The 19,246-nt window shown below is 67.2% G+C and carries 19 protein-coding genes and 1 tRNA gene; 14 read left to right on the top strand and 6 right to left on the bottom strand.

Going from position 1 to position 19,246, the window contains the following annotated elements:
- The first annotated feature begins 92 nt into the window (after nt 1-92).
- The 5 genes from C1Y63_RS05065 to C1Y63_RS05045 all read left to right on the top strand — a co-directional run bounded on the left by C1Y63_RS05065 (nt 93) and on the right by C1Y63_RS05045 (nt 4,500).
- Nucleotides 93-1,106 (top strand): endonuclease/exonuclease/phosphatase family protein, encoded by a 1,014-nt coding sequence (locus C1Y63_RS05065; protein WP_106015383.1) that lies wholly within the window; start codon nt 93-95, stop codon nt 1,104-1,106.
- Between the two features lie 264 nt (nt 1,107-1,370).
- Nucleotides 1,371-1,922 (top strand): hypothetical protein, encoded by a 552-nt coding sequence (locus tag C1Y63_RS05060; RefSeq protein ID WP_106015382.1) that lies wholly within the window; start codon nt 1,371-1,373, stop codon nt 1,920-1,922.
- A gap of 3 nt (nt 1,923-1,925) precedes the next feature.
- Nucleotides 1,926-3,206 carry a PrsW family intramembrane metalloprotease gene (locus C1Y63_RS05055; protein WP_106015381.1) on the top strand — a complete coding sequence of 427 codons (1,281 nt, stop codon included), beginning with the start codon at nt 1,926-1,928 and terminating at the stop codon, nt 3,204-3,206.
- 101 nt (nt 3,207-3,307) lie between these two features.
- Complete coding sequence (locus tag C1Y63_RS05050; RefSeq protein WP_106015380.1) at nt 3,308-3,754, top strand: thioesterase family protein; 447 nt, start codon at nt 3,308-3,310, stop codon at nt 3,752-3,754.
- 92 nt (nt 3,755-3,846) lie between these two features.
- On the top strand, nt 3,847-4,500 hold the full coding sequence (locus tag C1Y63_RS05045; RefSeq protein WP_106015379.1) for a hypothetical protein: 654 nt from the start codon (nt 3,847-3,849) through the stop codon (nt 4,498-4,500).
- Nucleotides 4,501-4,785: 285 nt separating this feature from the next.
- On the opposite strand, the gene C1Y63_RS05040 is transcribed toward C1Y63_RS05045, so the two are convergent.
- A complete protein-coding gene (locus C1Y63_RS05040) occupies nt 4,786-6,180 on the bottom strand; it encodes a Na+/H+ antiporter family protein (RefSeq protein WP_106015378.1) in 1,395 nt (464 codons plus the stop codon).
- A 27-nt stretch (nt 6,181-6,207) separates the two neighbouring features.
- Here C1Y63_RS05040 and C1Y63_RS05035 point away from each other — a divergent pair, with 27 nt between their 5' ends.
- On the top strand, nt 6,208-7,263 hold the full coding sequence (locus C1Y63_RS05035) for a mechanosensitive ion channel family protein (protein ID WP_106015377.1): 1,056 nt from the start codon (nt 6,208-6,210) through the stop codon (nt 7,261-7,263).
- Between the two features lie 232 nt (nt 7,264-7,495).
- Nucleotides 7,496-7,909 (top strand): globin, encoded by a 414-nt coding sequence (locus C1Y63_RS05030; protein WP_199189060.1) that lies wholly within the window; start codon nt 7,496-7,498, stop codon nt 7,907-7,909.
- Between the two features lie 139 nt (nt 7,910-8,048).
- Here C1Y63_RS05030 and pepN read toward each other — a convergent pair whose 3' ends face one another.
- A complete protein-coding gene (pepN, locus tag C1Y63_RS05025; RefSeq protein WP_106015375.1) occupies nt 8,049-10,634 on the bottom strand; it encodes an aminopeptidase N in 2,586 nt (861 codons plus the stop codon).
- A 193-nt stretch (nt 10,635-10,827) separates the two neighbouring features.
- Here pepN and C1Y63_RS05020 point away from each other — a divergent pair, with 193 nt between their 5' ends.
- A complete protein-coding gene (locus C1Y63_RS05020; RefSeq protein ID WP_106015374.1) occupies nt 10,828-11,448 on the top strand; it encodes a disulfide bond formation protein DsbA in 621 nt (206 codons plus the stop codon).
- A 95-nt stretch (nt 11,449-11,543) separates the two neighbouring features.
- On the opposite strand, the gene C1Y63_RS05015 is transcribed toward C1Y63_RS05020, so the two are convergent.
- Nucleotides 11,544-12,344: an HNH endonuclease family protein gene (locus C1Y63_RS05015; RefSeq protein ID WP_233195582.1), complete on the bottom strand. Its 801-nt coding sequence runs from the start codon at nt 12,342-12,344 to the stop codon at nt 11,544-11,546.
- 153 nt (nt 12,345-12,497) lie between these two features.
- Between C1Y63_RS05015 and C1Y63_RS05010 the strand changes: the two genes are divergently transcribed.
- A complete protein-coding gene (locus tag C1Y63_RS05010; RefSeq protein ID WP_106015391.1) occupies nt 12,498-12,971 on the top strand; it encodes a ribose-5-phosphate isomerase in 474 nt (157 codons plus the stop codon).
- 623 nt (nt 12,972-13,594) lie between these two features.
- On the opposite strand, the gene C1Y63_RS05005 is transcribed toward C1Y63_RS05010, so the two are convergent.
- A complete protein-coding gene (locus C1Y63_RS05005) occupies nt 13,595-13,813 on the bottom strand; it encodes an AlpA family transcriptional regulator (protein WP_106015390.1) in 219 nt (72 codons plus the stop codon).
- Between the two features lie 1,016 nt (nt 13,814-14,829).
- On the opposite strand from C1Y63_RS05005, the gene C1Y63_RS05000 reads away from it, so the two are divergent.
- Nucleotides 14,830-15,042 (top strand): hypothetical protein, encoded by a 213-nt coding sequence (locus tag C1Y63_RS05000; protein ID WP_106015373.1) that lies wholly within the window; start codon nt 14,830-14,832, stop codon nt 15,040-15,042.
- A gap of 145 nt (nt 15,043-15,187) precedes the next feature.
- Here the strand turns inward: C1Y63_RS05000 and C1Y63_RS04995 are convergent.
- Nucleotides 15,188-15,259 (bottom strand) — tRNA-Gly (locus C1Y63_RS04995).
- Between the two features lie 257 nt (nt 15,260-15,516).
- Here C1Y63_RS04995 and C1Y63_RS04990 point away from each other — a divergent pair.
- Nucleotides 15,517-16,740, top strand: coding sequence for a site-specific integrase (locus C1Y63_RS04990; protein ID WP_106015372.1), 1,224 nt, complete (start codon nt 15,517-15,519; stop codon nt 16,738-16,740).
- Nucleotides 16,741-16,816: 76 nt separating this feature from the next.
- Here the strand turns inward: C1Y63_RS04990 and C1Y63_RS04985 are convergent, their stop codons facing one another.
- Nucleotides 16,817-17,200: a helix-turn-helix transcriptional regulator gene (locus C1Y63_RS04985; RefSeq protein WP_146128866.1), complete on the bottom strand. Its 384-nt coding sequence runs from the start codon at nt 17,198-17,200 to the stop codon at nt 16,817-16,819.
- Between the two features lie 171 nt (nt 17,201-17,371).
- Between C1Y63_RS04985 and C1Y63_RS04980 the strand changes: the two genes are divergently transcribed.
- The 3 genes from C1Y63_RS04980 to C1Y63_RS04970 all read left to right on the top strand — a co-directional run bounded on the left by C1Y63_RS04980 (nt 17,372) and on the right by C1Y63_RS04970 (nt 19,212).
- Nucleotides 17,372-17,590: a helix-turn-helix domain-containing protein gene (locus C1Y63_RS04980; protein WP_106015370.1), complete on the top strand. Its 219-nt coding sequence runs from the start codon at nt 17,372-17,374 to the stop codon at nt 17,588-17,590.
- Between the two features lie 63 nt (nt 17,591-17,653).
- The gene (locus tag C1Y63_RS04975) at nt 17,654-18,235 is read left to right on the top strand and encodes a hypothetical protein (RefSeq protein ID WP_106015369.1); all 582 of its coding nucleotides are present in this window, start codon (nt 17,654-17,656) and stop codon (nt 18,233-18,235) included.
- Nucleotides 18,232-19,212 carry an AAA family ATPase gene (locus tag C1Y63_RS04970; RefSeq protein ID WP_106015368.1) on the top strand — a complete coding sequence of 327 codons (981 nt, stop codon included), beginning with the start codon at nt 18,232-18,234 and terminating at the stop codon, nt 19,210-19,212. The genes C1Y63_RS04975 and C1Y63_RS04970 overlap by 4 nt, the downstream gene beginning before the upstream one ends.
- The last annotated feature ends 34 nt before the right edge of the window (nt 19,213-19,246 follow it).

Genomic DNA, 19,246 nt, shown 5'->3' with positions numbered 1-19,246 from the left:
GATGAGCGGAAGCGGATGCGGCAGGACTACGAGCGGGAGTTGTTCGGAACGTACTAACCCAAATTGTGAAACTCAGGCCTAGGATGTAAGGCATGACTGCGCCCCACACCCCCTCCTCCCAGCACCCCCAGCCCGCCCCCGGCGAGCTGCGGCTGCTCAGCCTCAACGCGCACGCCTGGCTGGAGGAACACCAAATCCCCAAGCTGTACCGCATAGCCCAAGCGATCCTCGACTGGGACGTCGATGTGGTGGCCCTGCAGGAGGTCAACCAGTCGCAAGCCACCCCGGAAGTTGCCTACGCGGACCTTGAGGCCACCCACTTCCTCGGCGGGAACGAACGCCCCATCCGGGAAGACAACTATGCGTGGCTGCTGGTGCGGATCCTCCGCCAGCTCGGGGCCGAGGATGTGCAGTGGGCGTGGGCGGACGCCCACTTGGGCTTCGGGGTGTACGACGAAGGCATCGCCGTTGTCACCCGCCGCCCCGCGGGCCGCGTGGTGCGGCTGCCGCACGCCGAGGGCTTCGACTACGACAATGTGCGGCGGCGTGTGAGCCTCGGGGTGGAGGTGCTGCCGACGCGCACCGGCACCGCCGGCGAGGAGGCGGGCCTGTGGGTGGTATCTGGGCACTATTCCTGGTGGGAGGATCCAGCCTTCAGCGATGTGGTGCAGGGCTTCCCCATTGGGGCACCGAAGCCGGGGGCGGATAAGTACCTGTTCCGTGCCGAGTGGGAGTTCCTCGCGCCCCAGTTCGCGGAGCTGGCCCAGTCGGCCCCGGTGGTCCTGGCCGGGGATTACAACAACGCGGCCAGCGTGGCAGGGGAGGGCTACGACCTCGTCGTCGGGGGCGAGGTGTCGGGCCCGTGGGCGGATTCTTTCCTCACGGCATCGGATGTGCGTGGGGAGGGCACTGTGCATAAGAAGATCCACGGGTGGGCGGAGAACACCGCGGCGCTGCGGATCGACTACGTGTTCTCGTCTCCTGGGGTGCGTGCCACACGCCATGCGGTCGTGTTCGGTGACGACACCCCGGAGGCGGTCTCCGATCACTCGGGGCTGTTGGTGGATCTGCGCGCTGAGGGCGCGGGCGCGGTGTCGCCTCGTTGAGTCGTGCCCGAGCGGGCACATGCGCGTGCCCGAGCACAAATGAACACTGACCAGGACAGGTGCGTTTTTTCGTATAGGTGCAGGGTATCGCTGTGATTTGTTGTCATATCTCCGGCTAGGAACCGGGCACGCCTGCGGGGTAATGTGAGCGCCTTGCATACTGACAATCACCGTGCAGTACCCCGGCGGACCTTCGCGCGGGGTGCTGTGCGTGAGCGCGAAAGAGACCTTGTGACACAACCATCACCGCGTAGCCGTCGCCGCGTGAGCGATATCGCCCCCGCCGCAGTCATCGCCGTCCTCCTGGGCTGCACCTGGGCCGTGCCCGCCGCCATCGCCCATGTCCTCACCCCGCCGACCACCCCGGTTGCTGCCGGCACTGCTGTGCTGGACACCGGGATGGTCAAGGTCACCTACCCGGCACCCGCCGGGTGGGAGGAACACCGCACCGGCTCCCCTGCGAGCACCCGGTATACCCAGGGAGATGATTCCCTGTCGGTGCGGATCGTGTCCGGGGTCAGCGACGTCCGCACCGCCGCTGAGCGCACCGCGACCTCGATGTCGAGCGACGGGATGGCGGTGATCCTCTCTGACGAGAAGCAGACCACCGACCAGGGTTACGAGGCCTACTCCTGCGAGACCGTGAACAACGGCGATAACACCGCCGGGCCCTGCGCGATGATCGCCCACGGGGACACCCTCGTCGCGGTGACCTCCCTGTCGAAGGACTTCACCAAGGAGCAACCCTTCATTGACATTGCCAACGCGTTGACGATCGAAGAGCTCGCCCCCGCCGAGCAGGACGGTGAGAACTAGCCCATGACCACCCCGAACAATCCTTTCACTCCTGCCACCCCGGACGGGGACGCCTTCGCCGCAGCACACCAGCAGCCAGCACCGACGGACTCCCCGTGGCCGGACCACACCACCCCGGCCGCCGCCGCAGCCCCGGCGGTGGCGACCACCGCACACGCCGGTGGTCACAGGGCACCATCGGCAGCGGTGGGGCATGAGTTCTTCCGCCCCCAGTCCGCCTACTGGTGGGTCTTCGTCGGCATGGTCGCCGCCGGCACCATCGGCATCCTCGTCGAAACCGCCCGCGGCGTCATCCTCACCCGCGACGCGCTGTGGCTGGTCGCCCCGCTCATCGTGGTGGCGGCCGCCATCTTCGCCTGGGTGCTGCTCGCCCTCGACCGCTACCGGGCCCGCCGCGGCTGGGTGCTGGTGCTCGCATTCCTCGGCGGGGCTGCGGTGTCGACGTGGCTGTCGCTCATGGGCAACGCCGCCATCGACGGCATCGTGCAGGCACTCATGGACGACACCGCTGCAGAAAACTGGGGTGCCGCGTTCTCCGGGCCCACCACCGAGGAATGGTCCAAGGGCTTGGTGGCCCTGCTGGTCGTCCTCGTCGCCTCGGCCACCCACACCCGCCTCATCCACGGCTTCCTCGTCGGCGGCTTCGTCGGCCTGGGCTTCCAGTTCGTCGAAAACGTCCTTTACGCCACCAACAGCGCAGCCAGCAGCATCACCAGCGATATCGATGGGGCGTTGCCGGTGACGCTGCTGCGCAGCGCCATCGGGTTCACCTCCCACTGGGTGTACACCGCCATCATCGGCGTCGGCATCATGGTGCTGCTCGGGCGCACCAGCCACCCCTGGGCGCTGGGTCGGCGCTGCGCAGTCTTCGTGGGCCTGTTCGCCGCCAGCTACGGGCTGCACTTCCTGTGGAACTCGCCCATGCCTGGCGGCATCATCCAGGTGCCGCTCATGCTCGCCAAGATGCTGCTCGTCGTCGGCGTCCTCGCAGCCGTCTGGCGCTGGGTCATGCGGGAGGAACGTAGCTTCCTCGCCACCGCCAGCACCGCCGCCGCCACCGCGGGCCTGCTGCCCGACCCGGCTGTCGCGGCCGCCGCCGGCGACCACGCGGCACGCAAGGCCGCCCGCCGCCAGGCCGCACAGCACGCCAGCTCCCGGCGGGCGCGCCGGGCGGCAGCCAAAGCCCTCGCCCGGCAGCAGGGGGAGTACCTCGATGCCCTGCAGGCGTGGGGCCGCCGCGGCACCGGCATCGATACCGGTGCCTGGGATGCGACCGCCGCCTAAGGGGTCGGTGTGGTTGGCCTGTGCATCGTGCTGTTCGCTGAGTGCGAAAAATTCACTGGCAGGCCGACCTGTTTCGTTCGGTGGGCCTATACTGGTGAACCATGAATGAGAGCGTACATTCCACTCATGTTGATGTGCGGTGGTCCGATTTTGACCGCTTCGGGCACATCAACAACGTGGCCTACATTGAACTAGCCCAAGAAGCCCGCAACATCTTCGCCGTCGAGGAGTTCGTCGGCCGCGGGCTTCCCGTCCCCGCCGTCTTCGTCAAGCACATGGAGGTCGACTACCTCCGGCCGATCCTGCCGGACACGACCCAGGTGCTTGTGACGACGGCCGTCACCCGCATCGGCACGACGAGTTTTACCACCCGCCAGTCGATCTTCGATCGCAACGGCAATGAGTGCGCCATCGTCACCTGTGTGCAGGTGGCGGTGGATGTCGCGACGTCGATGCCGCGGCCGATTACCTCCAACGAAGCGAAGGTCCTCTCCCTCGGGGCCGGCACCACCCCTGACGGTGAGGCCGACGCGGGCCAGGATTCCTAACTTCTTCTCTTTTGTCCTCGCGTGCCCCTTAAGCCCCCACGGCAGCAGCTGCCGTGAGGTAGGCGGCCGGGCGCGCGATTGCCTATGAAAGCGTGGCAGATCAAGTGATCACGTTGACTTCTTCCCGGCAGGGTGTGCTCGCGCTGTTGCAGCGCGCCCTGCGCCTCGACAGGCAGGCCGCCGCCCGTGTGCGGGCCGTCGCCTTGGATGCCGGGCAGCCCGACACCGTCGATGTGTTCGTCACCACCCCCTTCGAGGTGGTGGCGGCCCGCCGCTGTGGGGGCACCGCCCAACCCGACGGGACGGTGGTGTCGGCGCTTGCGCTCGCCGAGAAGCTCGCCGCCGCAGGTTCCCAGGCGGCGCCGATGATGCTGTCCGCCGGGGGTGCGGCCCTGTGGCCGGGGGCGTTGCCGCCTCTTACAGGCTTCGAGCTCGTCGACCACGTGCCCGTGCAGGTGCTGCGCGACCTCGCCGAGCAGGGGGCCGCCGCCGCGAAGGAGGCCGGCTCTGTCGGCGTGCCGACGAGCCTGCTGCACCAAGACGTCCTCACCGTGGAAGGCATCGCGCTGGGCATGGGCACCATCTGGGCGCTGTCGCAGCTGGACTTCCTGCCGCCCGCCGACACCCCCGCACCGGGAGATACTGCCCGCGTGAGCCGCAGCGGCCCATGGGTGCGCATCGACACCGTCCGCGGCAGCGTCTACCAGCGCGCCGGCGGCCCGCTGAGCCTGCAACCACTGAGCTAGCAGAGCATCCACCTCGCCCCGACTGGCGGCCCCAACGCCACAGTCGGGTGCCGTTGAGGGCGTAGACACGCAGGAAGGTCCCAGCAGAGAGGGTTCTCCGCTGGGACCTTCATGTGTCTCTGTGTCGACAAAAAAGGGGCAAGACGATGGGGACCTGCCGGGGCGTACAAGGTGTTGGAGCGCGCACAGAGACACGACAACGACCGGGCGGGGCCCCACCTGGTCGATCGCGGCGCGGTGGCCGTGGGGGTGGAGCCCCGCCTAGTGGGTGTGGGGTAAGTGCTGTTAGAGCACCATGGCTGCGGCCCAGCCGGCGAGCAGCAGCGGAATGTTGAAGTGCAGGAAGGTGGGGATCACCGAGTCGCGGATGTGGTCGTGCTGGCCGTCGGCGTTGAGCCCGGAGGTCGGGCCGAGCGTCGAGTCGGAGGCCGGGGAACCCGCGTCGCCCAGGGCGCCGGCGGTGCCGATGATGGCCACGGTGGCCAGGGGGCTGAAGCCCAGGGAGGCGCAGAGCGGCACGTAGATCGCGGCGATGATGGGCAGGGTGGAGAACGAGGAGCCGATGCCCATGGTGACGATGAGGCCGACGACGAGCATCGCGAGGGCGGCGGCGGCCTTGTTGCCGTTGAACAGTTCAGCGGTGCCGGTGACCAGGGGGTCGATGGCGCCGGTGGCGCTCATGACGGCGGCGAAGCCCTGGGCGGAGATCATGATGAAGCCGATCAAGGCCATCATCTTCATGCCTGCGGTGAACACGCTGTCCGCCTCGCCCCAGCGCACGGCTCCGGTGACCATGAAGGTCGCCAGGCCCACGAGGGCGCCGACCATGAGGGAGTCGGCTTCGAAGCCGGTGGACTGCATCCATAGCTGCACGGCGAAGGTGAGCACGATGGCCACGAGGGCGACGGTGACCCGGTAGCGGGAGATGGGGGCGTGGTCTTCCAGCTCATCCATCGCGGCGGCGGCACTTGCCGCACCGGAGGTGTTGGTGCCCTCGATCGGCAGGTCGGCGTACACGCGCGGCTTGCGGTAGGAGATGAACACCGCGACGAGGAGGCCGACGAGCATGCCGAGGGCGGGGATGGCCATCGCGTGCATGACGCTGATGCCGTCGACGTCCAGGCCGGAGGACTCGATGTTGCCGAGCAGGATTTCGTTGAGGTAGATCGAACCGAAGCCGATCGGGATGAACATGTAGGTGGTCACCAGGCCGAAGGTGATGACGCAGGCCACGAGTCGCCGGTCGAGCTGCAGCTTGTTCATGACCACGAGCAGCGGCGGCACGATGAGGGGGATAAACGCGATGTGGACGGGGATGACGTTCTGGCTCATCACTGCCATGGCCAGCAGGCCGCCGATGATGGTGAACTTCACCGCGACCTCGGTGGTCTTCTTCGCGCCAGCGCTTTCGGCCCCGATGCGATCGATGAGCCAGTTCGCGAGGAGCTGCGGCAGCCCGGAGCCGGCGACCGCCATCGCGAAGGCGCCCAGCAGGGCGTAGGAGAAGGCGATTTTGGCTCCGCCGGATAGCCCGTCCTGGAAGGCGACGAGGGTGCCGTCCAGTCCGAGCCCGCCGAGGATGCCGCCGACGAGGGCGCCGATGAACAGCGCGAGGACGACGTGGATGCGGGACACCGACAGGATCAGCATCACCAGCACAGCGACGAGTACAGCATTCATAGGGTTTGAGGGTAGTGGCCTGGATTTATGTCACCTAAGTGGGGGTCGGGAAACACCCCCGGCGCTACCCCCACGCCCAGCTTCGGTGGCGGGCGGCCGTGGGGCCTGCCGCGTGCCCGCCCGCCCACGGGCCGCAGCTACCGCCTGTGGGCGCAGGCGGTAGCCTGGGATGCCGTGATGGTGACTGAACATGCAGTACTGCCCCTGATTGCTCGCGCAACCTCCCCCGTGCACTGGGTGCGCGCCCACTGGGACGCGTTCTCCGACAAACCCGCGAAGGTCCTCGTGGTCCTCGTGGTGGCGCTGCTGCTGCACGTGCTGCTGCGGCGGCTCGTGACGACGGTGTGCACGCGCGCACAGCGGGGCGATAGTCCCCGGCAGGGGGCGCACATGCAGACCTTGGCGTCCGTGGGGCGGAGCGCGGTGGCGATCGTGGTGTGGACGTGGGCGGGCATCACGCTGCTGTCCACGGTAGGCATCAATGTGGCCCCGCTCATTGCGTCCGCAGGTGTGGCGGGCGTGGCCCTGGGCTTTGGCGCGCAGTCCCTGGTGAAGGATTTCCTCACGGGCGTGTTCATGCTCATCGAGGACCAGTATGGGGTGGGCGATGAGGTCACGGTGGGGGATGTGTCCGGCACCGTGGAGAACGTCACCCTGCGGGTGACGACGATTCGCGATGCGGAAGGCACCCGCTGGTACATCCGCAACGGGCAGATCACGCAGGTGGGTAACTCCACCCAGGAGACTGCGGTGGCGCGCGTCGAGGTACCGGTGGAGTACTCGAACCGGGTGGATGAGGCGGTGGCGGCCATTGGGGCAGCAAGCCGGGAGGTGGCGGCCGATCCGGAGTATGCCTCCCTCGTGCGTGGGGAGCCGGTCGTCGATGGGGTGACCTCCCTGGAGACCGACCACATGGTGATCCGGGTGCATGTGCCGACAGCACCAGGCGCGCAGGGGGCGGTGCGGCGCGCACTGTTGGCGGCCATCGTGGGCGCGTTGACGGCGCCCGCGCCGGCGTCGTCGGACGGTGATGGAACCCCGGCCGGGGAAAAGCCAGGAAATGAGGTGCACTCGCCGCAGTGAGGTGCCGTCGGCGGCGCGTGCTGCCGGATCCCGTGATTGCGGCTCTTATATCTTCCCCGGTGATGCGCGCCGGCTGTCCGGTGGTGTGTGGCGCGGGTGGGTGAATCACCCGCGCGGTGGAGGGTGCTGCGCGCCTGGGGAAGAGGAGGGGCCAAGGCGACTCCCGGCAATTAAAAAAGCATTTTCCATGCCTGTTTTCTGTGCTGCTTTCACCGGCCTAGACTGGGGCACCATGGAAAGCTTTTATGACGCCGTCGGCGGGGAAGACACCTTCCGGGCACTCGTCCACGGCTTCTACACCCGGGTCCGCGAGGACGATCTCATCGGCCCGATGTACCCCGTCGATGACTGGGAGGGTGCGGAGGACCGGCTGCGCTGGTTCCTCGCCCAGTACTGGGGCGGGCCCCAGACGTTCTCCGCGGAGCGCGGCCACCCCCGCCTGCGGATGCGGCACCACCCCTTCGTCATCGGGGAGGCGGAGCGCGACCGCTGGCTGGAGATGATGAAGGCCTCCCTCGACGAGATCGATTCCGACACCCTCGACGACGCGCACCGCGCCGCCGTGTGGGAGCACATGGAACGCGTGGCGAACATGCTCATCAACCACTCGGAGGCCATGCCGCACCCTCACGCCCACCCGCACTAAGACTTCACCGCCCGGGCAGAGATCACCCGCCGCACCCCGTGGCGGGAACGCCGAACATGGCAAGGCCGCTGGTACCGCACGACAATCTCGTGGGCACCAGCGGCCTTTGTACGTGTGGGGCGCGGTGCGCGCCGGGTCTTTAGGCGGCGTCGATGGCGCGGTTGCGCAGCGCCCGCTGGAGGCGGTCGTTACCTTCGGCGATGACCCGCTTGAAGCCTGCGGAGTAGTCGCCGGCGAGCAGCGCCTCGGCAAGCTCCACCGTGGTGGGGCTGACGTCCCAGCGGGGGTAGATTTCCGTCAGGGTGCGCAGCGCGACCTCGGATTCGAAGGTGTCCCAGATCGTCGGCGCGATGTCGAAGTAGCGGGCCGTGAGCGGCAGCAGCAGGTCGTCGCTGCCGGCCCACAGCAGGCCGCGGCCCTTGTGGCGCAGCTCCAGGTTGCTCATCTGTGCGCCGCGGGTGACGATTGCGTCGAAGATGGCGGCCTTGGAGTCCTTCGTGGGGATCGCGGCCTCGGCGGTCCACGCCCAGTTCCGCCCGTTGGAGGACTGGTCGCGTGCGGATTCCTCAGCGATCGCGGCGCGCGCGGAGTCGGGGGTGTGCTCCCCGCGGGCGATGAGTGCGGTCAGTGCCCGCCAGCGCATATCCGCATCCGCGTCGAGGCCCGCGAAGACGGGCTGATCGGCGAGGATGCTGCGCACCGCATCAGCCTCCGCGTCGCCGAGGCGCACCTGGGTGAGGTGCTGGACGAAGATGAGCTGCGCATCGGAGCCCGGTTCCGCGGCGAGCGCTGCGGCGTGCAGCATCTGCGCGTACGTGGGTGCGCCCGTGCTCGCCGCCCAGGCGGGGTCGGCGTAGGAGCCGAGGGCGGCTTCCGCCTTGCTGAGCACCGACTCGAGGACGAACATCTCCGTCTCGTGCGGCGCACCCCGGCCCACCAGGGCCAGGTAGTCGCGGGCCTTCATCGTGCCGTCGCGGGTCATCTCCCACGCCGTCGACCACACGAGCGCCCGGGCCATGGGGTCGACGATGGCGTCAATGTGTTCCACGGCGAAGCGCACGCTGTCCTCGTCGAACTCCATGAGGGCGTAGGTGAGGTCCTCGTCGTTGACGAGCACCAGGTCCGCGGCCGGCAGGCCGACGAGCTCCGGGACGTCCGTGCGGGGGCCCGCGATGTCGAGGGCGTGGGCGTGGGTGCGCACCACCTGGCCATCGACAAGGTTGTACAGGCCGATCTGGATGCGGTGGGTGCGGGTCTCCCCGGCGCCGGGCTGCGCGCCCGTCTGCGTCACCGCAAAGGAGGTGTACACGCCGCCGTCGGTGGCCGTGTCCGCGGCCAGGGTGTTCACACCCGTCGTGGTGAGCCACTCGCCCGCCCAGCCGTCCAGATCCCTCCCGGAGGCCTGCGCCAACGCCCCCAGCAGGTCCTCGAAGGTGGCGTTGCCGAAAGCGTGGTTGGCGAAGTGCTGGCGCACACCCGCGAAGAACGGCTCCCGGCCCACGTAGGCCTGCAGCTGCTTGAACACCGACGCGCCCTTGGCGTAGGTGATGCCGTCGAAGTTCTGCTCCACGGTCTCAATGTCGTGGGCGTCCGCCACCACCGGGTGCGTCGACGGCAACTGGTCCTGGTTGTACGCCCACGCCTTCTCCACGTTCGCGAACGTCACCCACGCGGTGTCGTACTCGGTGGCCTCCGCCTGGGAGATCGCCGCCGCCCACGTCGCGAAGGACTCGTTGAGCCACAAATCACCCCACCACCGCATGGTCACCAGGTCGCCGAACCACATGTGGGCCAGCTCGTGGAGGATCGTGTCGCAGCGCCGCTCGTACATCGTGTGCGCCGTCTTCGAGGTGAACACGTACTCGTCGCGGAAGGTGACACAGCCGGCGTTTTCCATCGCGCCCATGTTGTACTCGGGGCAGAACACCTGGTCGTACTTGCCGAAGGGGTAGGCCATGCCGAAGTGCGCGTGGTAGTAGTCGAAGCCCTGCTTCGTCTGCTCAAAAATGCGCTCCGCATCCAGGGCGTGCGCCAGGGACTTGCGGCAGTACAGGCCGAACGGCACGGTGAGTTCTGTCGGCTGATCCGCCGGGGTCTCCGGGTGGTGGGTGAGCGTGCCCGTCCACGAGTCCCGCACCTCGTGGTACGGGCCCGCGCAGAACGCCACCAGGTAGGTCGACAGCAGGTAGTCCACCCGGCCGGAGTGCACGTCACCGGCGGCGGTGTGGGCGACCTCCATCGGCGGATTCGAGATGACCTTCCACCCGGCCGGGGTGGTGACCTGCATGCTGTAGGTCGCCTTGATGTCTGGCTGGTCGAAGCAGCAGAACACCCGCTTCGCGTCGGCGGTCTCGAACTGGGTGTACAGGTAGGTTTCGTTGTCCGCAGGGTCGACGAAGCGGTGCAGGCCTTGCCCGGTGCGGGAGTACTCGCAGTCCGCCACCACCCGCAGGGTGTGCTCGCCTGCGGCGAGCTCGCCCAAGTCGATGCCCTCCCGGGGGTCGGGGGAGTCGAGCCGCACCCCGTCGAGCACGGCCTCGCGGATGTCGCGTGCGCGGAGGTCAATAAACAACGACCCGGCGTCGCGGGTCGTGAAGTGCACCGTCGTGGCGGAGACAAACGTCTCGCCCTGCTCGGAAAGATCCAGGGCGATGTCGTAGTGGCAGGATGCCACGAGGTCGGCCCGGGCCTGGGCTTCTGCGTGTGTGAGGTTCAAAGACGTCATGGCCCCACTCTAACAACGCCGCCCCCTTCCACCCGCCGCGCCTGCGGGGATGGAATATCACCCGCAGGCCACCGCGTTGGAACCCATGACTGCCGCGTGCGCATCACCCGCACCCGGCGTGAACCCCCACCCCAGCGACAGTCCCCGACAGTCCCCGTCTTCCCCTTTTTCTCAAGCATTGGAGCACCCCCACATGGCGACCCCCGTGACCCTGTACTTCGACGTGTCCTGCCCCTTCTGCTGGGTGACGTCCCGGTGGATCAAGGAGGTGGAGAAGGTCCGCGACGTGCAGGTCACGTTCGTGCCGATGAGCCTGTCGGTCCTCAACGAGGGTCGGGAGGAACTGCCTGCCGATTACCAGCGGAAGATGGAAGCGAACTGGGGTCCGGCCCGGGTGTTCACCAAGGTGGCCCTCGAGGCCCCGGAGAAGGTCGACGCCCTCTACACCGCGCTCGGCACCCTCATCCACAACGGCGGCCAGGGCGGCAAGGAAGGCTACGGCGCCTACGACGGCCTCATCGCCGAGGCACTGGCCGAGGTGGGCCTGCCGGCCGAGTATGCCGCCGTCGCCAACACGCAAGAGATGGACGCCCAGCTGCGGGCCTTCCAGGCCCGCGCGATGGAGCGCGTCGGCAACGATGTCGGCACCCCGGTGCTGGAGATCGGTGAGCGGGGCTTCTTCGGCCCGGTGCTCACCCGCATCCCCCGCGGGGAGGAAGCAGGCCGCATCTTCGATGCGGCCGTCACCCTGGGTTCCTACCCGCACTTCTTCGAGCTCAAGCGCTCCCGCGACGAGTGGCCCGCCTTCGACTAACACCCCCACACGCACGCCCCGCAGCCGCACCGGTTGCGGGGCGTGCGCATGTGCGCGGTGCCCCGCAGCGTTGACAATCGCGCGAGTCCGCCCAGTTAGCGGCCGGTCTCGTCGTCCCCGCAGCGCCCCAGGACCGTGGCCAACGCCTGCTTTTCCTCCGGGGTGACCCCCAGCCCGTACTGGGCTTTCACGGCCACCTGCCGGCGGGCGTAGTCGCACTGGAACTCCTCGTTCGGCGGCAGCCACTGCGAGGCATCCTTCGCCCCCTTTGCCTTGTTCGCGACCTGGGAGGTCGCCAGCAGATTCGCCGGATCGTTGGCGAAGTCGCGACGCAGATCCTCATCCCACGCGTCCGCGCCGGTCGCCCAGGCGTTGGCGAGTGCGACGACGTGGTCGATGTGCACACTGCTCGCAGTGCCGCCCTCGCCGCGCTGGAAGTGGAGTTCCTCCCCGGTGTACGGGTCGCGCAGGTCCCCGGACCATGCCACGCAGTCGTGGGTGCCGGGTTTCACGCTGAGATTGTCCAAGTCTCGCCTCAGGATGTCGTTGCGGGTATCGCAGCCGTTGTGGCCCATCTCGACGCGGACGTCGTCGCTCCAGCGCTGCCCGAACGCATCCCGGTGATACGGCTCGGCGGCGCGGGCCTCCGGCGCGAGCACTACGAGCGAGTCCAGGGCGGAATCCGCCACCGGTGCGGGCACCACAGACCCGGTGCCTGCGGGTGCCGCACACCCGGCCAGCACGCCGCCCGCCACGAGCACCGCCGTCACTGCCGTCGCACGCGCGCCAAGCAGGACGCGCATGCGTGGCACGGGCGCCGCGCGCAGGGCACCGGCACTGCGGGCGGGAGTACTGGTCGGGGGGAACACCGGGGACGTGGGGGAGGTGGGGGACACGGAATACACCCTAAACGCCTGCTCGCGGGCGCCGCACCTCGTCACGGGCCGCAGGAGTGTGAGCGAGTGGACATCCGGGGGTGCTGGGGCGGGGTAGTCACACCGGCGGGGCAGAAATCTGCGGCCGCTGCGTTGTTGGTTACACTGGTGGCCATGCGCGTTTACTTGGGAGCGGACCACGCAGGGTTCGACATGAAGAATGCAATCGCCGAACACCTCACCGCCGCAGGCCACGAGGTTATTGACTGCGGTGCACACGTCTACGATGCCCTCGACGACTACCCGGCGTTCTGCATCGAGGCCGCCCGCCGCACCGTGAACGATCCGGGGTCCCTCGGCATCGTGCTGGGTGGCTCCGGCAATGGTGAGCAGATTGCCGCCAACAAGGTCAAGGGTGCCCGCTGTGCCCTGGCGTGGTCCGTGGAGACCGCGAAGCTCGCCCGCGAGCACAACAACGCCCAGCTCATCGGCATCGGTGGCCGCATGCACTCCAAGGATGAGGTCCTTGCCATCGTGGACGCGTTCCTGGAGCAGCCCTGGTCCAACGAGGAGCGCCACCAGCGCCGCATCGACATCCTCGCTGACTTTGAGAAGACCGGCGTGCCGCCCGCACTCCCGGAGGCCTAACGCCTGCCGGTGCGGCCATCCCCCGCACCACACATGTTCAAGGGCACCTGCCCCGCATCCCGCGGGCAGGTGCCCTTCGTCATGCCCACCACACCAGGTGCGACGGTGCCCAGGAGGGTGGGGCCTGCGGGCAGGGGTGGAACGTACCGGCCCTCGCACGCGGGCCGCTCGCACAGGGACAAGGGGTGGAGCGTCGGCGCGCGCGAGCATGCTGGCCGCGCGCAGAGGGGGTGCAGGTGTGCTGGCCGGGGAGAATCTTAGGTAGTTCTTAACCTTTGGGGTGTGTCAGTAGTGCAGCCGGGCACGTGCAGGAGCTTTGAAAAAATACGGTACCGTAGGAATCGGTCCGATTTAAGGAATAGCAATTCTGCGGCAAAGAAATATATGATTTGGGTGTAACGCTCGGTGGGGTCGTGGAGATAATGCCTGTGGGGAAGTCTTTGTCAAAAAGAATGTCGGGTGCGAAGTATGCAAAAACCCCACACCGTGTCCCTGGGGAAGAAAAAATCTTCCGGGATGGTGTGGGGTTCCCACTGCGCGGAGCGACGAGAAAGAAAAACTTCTTACAGCATTCAAGGATTCTGTAGTAATTTCCTGCAGATTCCCGTGTCGTGAGAAAGCTTCTATCCTGCAGCCTGAGGAGTCTTGCGCATGTCGATCCAGTCGCGGATCTCGCGCGAGTCCCACAAGGTCAGTCCGTGCAGCTTGGCGACGGGCTTAGGTGCCCGGCCGCGGCCTGCATAGCTAGTGAAGGTGCCGCGTGCCGTACCCGAAACTTCCGCACATTCCCGGGCCGTCCACAACTCAACACCGCTCACAGCGTCAATGATCTTAGGTTGCATGCCGACTAGGTTAACGCAAAAAGAATAGTCGTGCAGTATCTGAGAAAAGGTCATGGATTGATGCTTGCTCGTTCCTGTCGCTGACCTAGGATTTTGGGATAAAGGTTCCTTTGAACGATGTTGACATGAGTGTCACCCTCAGGTCTTGTTAAGGATTTTCACAGAAATTTACCGCCGTTCGACTCGCATGTGTGGGTGAGTCTCTGTGACTGCATTCGTGCTATCAATGTTTGCTGACCTGCGCCAAGGTAATTTGCAGTGGCGCGCAGGATCGTCGGGTTCGTGACATGTGAAAACTCTGTGACACATCCGCCGAACTCAGTAAACGTGCCGGTCGCAGGCGGTGCTCGAGCGGCGCCTGTGCTCAAGTCTGAGAGTTGGGTTCCGCTCTCGGGTGCCCAATGTGCAGCACGCGAGAGAGGCAACAGTGCAGGTCGCGCAGGGTGCATTCCACCTTTCGATGGATTTCATTGCCGCGAATAGTTCGGTGATCATGCTGAATATCAGGCAATGTGCAGGAGAACTGCTACCTGAGAAAACCGGCGTCAGTGGTGCGCTCTCTGGGGGTAGTGGACCGCGTCCTGAACGCGTTCGGTGTACATGCTTGAGCGCACTGCGCTCAGGGCGCTCGTGCCGGGGTGTTGGGGGACATCAACCGCGGCGCCTCTGGCGGGAACGTGTCGTTCAGGGCGCCGCGCCTGCCGGACGTGGTGCGTGTGTGGGCGCAGTGTGAAGACTGCATCTCGGCCGGAGTGTCATCACGGCCGATAGGTGGCGGGGGAGTGCGGGTGTTGGTCTGTGGGGCGCGCTGCGCCACGAGGTTGGGGTGTTCATGGGTGGGAGTGTGGGCGTCTGTGTGATGCTGCAGCTCCCCGTCGTTGGCCCCGCTGCATGCCGGGCGCACGCCCCGGATCCACGGTTAAAATCTCCCTGTACGGAAATCGTGCTGCCCGCGCTGCCCTGTCGTTGGTGTCGTGTGTGGCGTGCAGGCCCCCCAACAGATCAAGGAGTTGCCCATGGCCAACGGACTTTCTCCCGCGCGCAAAGGGATCAACCGGTACATCCTCGCTATGCAGCTCATTCCCCTTTGGCTGCTGGCCGACTTCGGGCTCAGCGTTGCCGCCCACAAGGCCCACCCCGCAGTGCTGGTTGTCCCTGTGCTGCTGTTGCTGTGGTCCATCTACATCGGCGTGACCCACTGGCAGCGTCCGCCCTCGCGCACTCAGTAGGGGACGACACAAACGCCAGCCGTGTCCGGCGCGCGACTCAAACCTTGTGTCGGATGCGCGTGCACAAGAAAGAATCGCGCGCGCAGCGATATGACGAACGCCCCTGGTCGGAGAAAAACCATCTCTGACCAGGGGCGTTGTTTTGAGGGAACGACGGGAATCGAACCCGCGTCTTCAGCTTGGAAGGCTGAGGTATTAGCCACTATACGACGTTCCCACACGGGCCCAATGACCTGCGGCTTTGTCGGCTCGGACCAGGATACGCGGCCACAGGCATTTGCACAAACTCACGGGCAAGGTGCGGGCAACATGGCGCGTAGGAATGGCGCACCCCTCGGGTCTTCAAAACGGCAAATCGGCAGGAACTTGCGGAGAAACTTTGCAAATCTACGCACCGGCGATAATATGCCGCGTAGAGACTCCGCATAACTTACCCCGGGGTCTCGGCAACCACCCTTCCAAGACGAGGTACACATGAACCCCACGCTCCACAAGGGCACCGTCTACCGCAGGGGCGACTACTGGGTCGCCCAGGCCACCATCGCCCTCCGCCCCGACGGCTCCCGCATCCGCCGCTCCAAAACCTGCCGCACCAAGACCGCAGCCCGCCAAGCCCTCCGCGAACTCCGCCGCGAAGCCCAACTCCGCGCCAACCCCCGCGAACTCCCCCTCTCGCGCTGGTGCGACACCTACCTACGCGAGTACGCCCACTACCGGCTCAACCCCCGCACCGCAGCCGACCACCGCTCCAAGATCCGCCGGTACATCAACCCCACCCTCGGCGACATCCCCGTAGGATCCATCACCCCCGCCGACGTCCGCGAATTCCACGCCTACGTCCGCAAGGCCGGCGTCAGCGACCGCACCGTGCAGATCGCCCACAGCGTCCTGTCCCGCATCCTCGACGCCGCCGTCGAAGAGGGCATCCTCGACACCAACCCCGTCGCCCGTATGCAGCGCCCCAGGGCGCAGAGCCGCCGCCGCGACGCGCTCACCGCCGAGGAGGCCAAGCGCATCATCACCACCGCCCACGACGCCCGCGACCCCCTGGCCACCCTGTGGACCTGCGCACTGCTCACCGGGGCGCGCAAGGGCGAACTCATTGGCCTGGAACGCGACCGCGTCGACGTCGATGCCGGCGTCATCGACCTGTCCTGGCAGATCCAGTCCATCCCCTACGCCCACGGCCCCCGGTGCCACAACCAGGACGAGCACACCGCTGTCCGGTGCCCCTCCCGCACCCTCGACATTCCCCCGGGGTTCGACTGGCGGCCCTGCAACCGCACCCGCGTATTCACCAGGCCGAAAACCCAGGCATCAATCCGCGCCATTCCCATCCCTGAGCCGGCCCGCATCGCCCTTGCGGAGCACCTCGCCAGCATCCCCGGCGGTCCCTACAACCTCGTGTGGCCCAGCGCCTCCGGCCGGCCGCTGGAGGACCGGTACGTCACCCAACGCTGGCGGGAGGCGCTCGACCGCGCAGGGGTGCCCCGCATCGACTTCCACAGCGCCCGCCACACCGCAGCCAGTCTCCTGCTGGAAGGTGGGGTCTCCCCCGAGGTGATCGTGCAGCTCCTCGGCCACTCCAGCGTGCTGTCCACCCGCCGGTACCTCCACGTGCCCCAGACCATGGCCCGGGAAGCCCTCGGCCGCCTCACCCACGTCGTCGGGCTGCCAGCAATCACCGCAGCCCCCTAGGATGCAGCGAACCCCGCCACCGTGCACCAAGTGTGCCGGGGCGGGGCTTACGCGTGTGGAAGGGGAAGGGGGTTGTCTAGCTGTGGAGCTGGCCTTGGATGAACCCGAGGACGGCGTGCAGCTTCTCCTGGGGCAGGGCCTCCAGAAGCTGGATGATCTGCTGCTGGGTATCGAAGTGGCTCACCGTCGCCGCGTCGAAGCCGGCGGCCTTGAGCACCTGGGACACGTCCGCGCCGACAGTGTTCGCGAGCGTCGACAGGGTGCCCGCCGGCACGGTCACCGGCACCCACTCGCCTTGTGAGCGCCACCAGCCCAGCTCGACCTGCCGGTACCGGGTCTCGGAGATGCCTGCCAGGGCAGCGGCACCACGCTTGGACATCCTGCTGCGCGTGCGCGCCTCGCGGAGGAGGAGACCTGGTGGCCAGATCTCAGGGGGCGGGGGAGTAGGGGAGACGTTCATGGGCCTGATCGTAGCATCTACGCGCACGCCCCAAAATGATGCGACTCGCGACAAAATTCGCAAACAAGCTGGGCGGTTGCGAAATCCAGCTAAGGGACCTTAAGTTAGTCGTGTAGCCACTGCGGATAAACTTCGCACCGGCACCCGCCCACAGAAAGGACACCAGGCACCATGCCGAACCACTCCCCCTCCATCCGGGAACTCGAGGACCCGCACAAGGTCTTCTACACCGTCTCCCAGGTCGCCGACCTGCTCTCCCTGTCCCACGGAACCGTCAGCAACTACGCACGTACCGGAAAGATCAATTCCATCAAGGTCGGCGGCTCCCGGCTCATCAGCCGCGCAGCCTACGACGAGTTCATCGCCCAGGGCGCACGCGCAAGCCTCTAACCATGCAGAAACCCCGGCATCTCGCGCGTAGATGCCGGGGCCTACAGAAAGGAACCAACAAAAATGTCGGTTAGCAATAGCCGCCGAACCACCAGCGGCAACGCCGTTGATGACGCTACCATCTCCCGCCTCGTCCTGCAACGGGCACTCCTGAAGCTCCTCGGCGACATCAACAGCGCCGAGAAGCGCGACGCCCACGCCGCGATGGCCGACGGCGACACCCGCACCGCCATCACCGCAGCCGGCGTGAAGCTCGGCACCGTGAGCCGCAGCTTCCCCAAGCCCACCGCCGTCGTCGACGACCTCGCCATCGTCGCCGCCGAACACCCCGACGTTCTGGCCCCGGTCATCCCCGACTACCTCCAGCGCAAGGCCGCGCAGGCCCTCGCCGAGACGCACCCCGACCTCGTCGTCTACGAGCCGGAGGACACCGCACTCACCGCGCTGGCCAACGACGCACTCGCACAGTGGGAGGCCACCGGGCAGGCCCCCGCCGGGTGGCGTATCGCCCGTAAGCCCGGGGTGCTCACCGTGCGCCCGAACCAGGCCGCCACCCGCATCGCGGAGCAGATGCTCACCACCGCCGTGGAACGCGGCGAGCTGCCGGCACTGCCCACCCCCGCAACCGTGGAGGTGGAGCGATGAGCCGCACCGTCCGCAAGCCCACCGGCCAAGTCCACTGGCCCATCATCCTCCTCGCCGGCATCGAAGGATCCGGAAAAACCTGGGCAGCCGCGCAGGCCACCGGCGGCAAAAACGTCGGCGACGCCTACTTCATCGAAGTGGGGGAGTCCTCCGCCGACGAATACGCGGCCGTCCCCGGCGCTAACTACAGCATCGTCGAACACGACGGCAGCTTCGACGACATCCTCGCCGCCACCGAGTGGGCGGCAGCCCAGCCCGCCCCCGAGGGCCGCTACAACATGCTCATCATCGACAGCGTCACCGAGGTGTGGACGCTGCTGTCCGACGAAGCGCAGCACATGGCCAACCGGCGGCGGTACAAGGGGCGCGGCAGTACCGGCGACGCCCAAATCACGATGGACCTCTGGAACACCGCCAAGGCCCGCATCATCCAGCTGTGGCAGGCGTGCCGCAAGTTCCCCGGCCCGGTCATCGTCACCGCCCGGCTGGAGAACGTCACCATCGTCAGCAGCGACGGCAAGCCCACCGGCGAACGCGAGTGGAAGGTGCGGTGCCAGAAGGACACCCCGTTCTACGCGCAGGCCATCGTCCAGGCCCGCCGCCCCCAGGAGTTCACCCTCACCAAAATTGCCTCCACCCGCCTCCAGCTCGCACCCGGCGGCGAGATGGCCCTACCGGACTTCACCATCGAAGCACTGCTCGACAACATGGGGGTCGGGGTGAGCACCACCTCCTCCACCTATGTTGACCCGGACCCTACCGGGCAGGCGGGCCTCGAGAAGACCTTCGCCCGCCTGGCAGAAGACAAGGACGTCCCCGGCCTCCGAGAGCTGTGGAAGACGGCCACCGCGCGCGGCCACGCTGACCTCGCGGAGCGCATCTCCCAGGCCGCGAAAGCACTCGCCCAGGCCCCGGCCGAACCACCGCAGGAAGCCGAAGCCCCCGCGCCGCCTGACCGCGCAGCCGTTCCGGCTTAAATCAACCCGCACCCCCAGGGGCTAGCGCCCCGCC

The sequence above is a fragment of the Corynebacterium sp. 13CS0277 genome (assembly GCF_002994655.1).
GTDB lineage: Bacteria > Actinomycetota > Actinomycetes > Mycobacteriales > Mycobacteriaceae > Corynebacterium.
The sequence above is the reverse complement of the archived record's forward strand: the minus strand, read 5'-3'. Positions and strand labels throughout refer to the sequence as shown.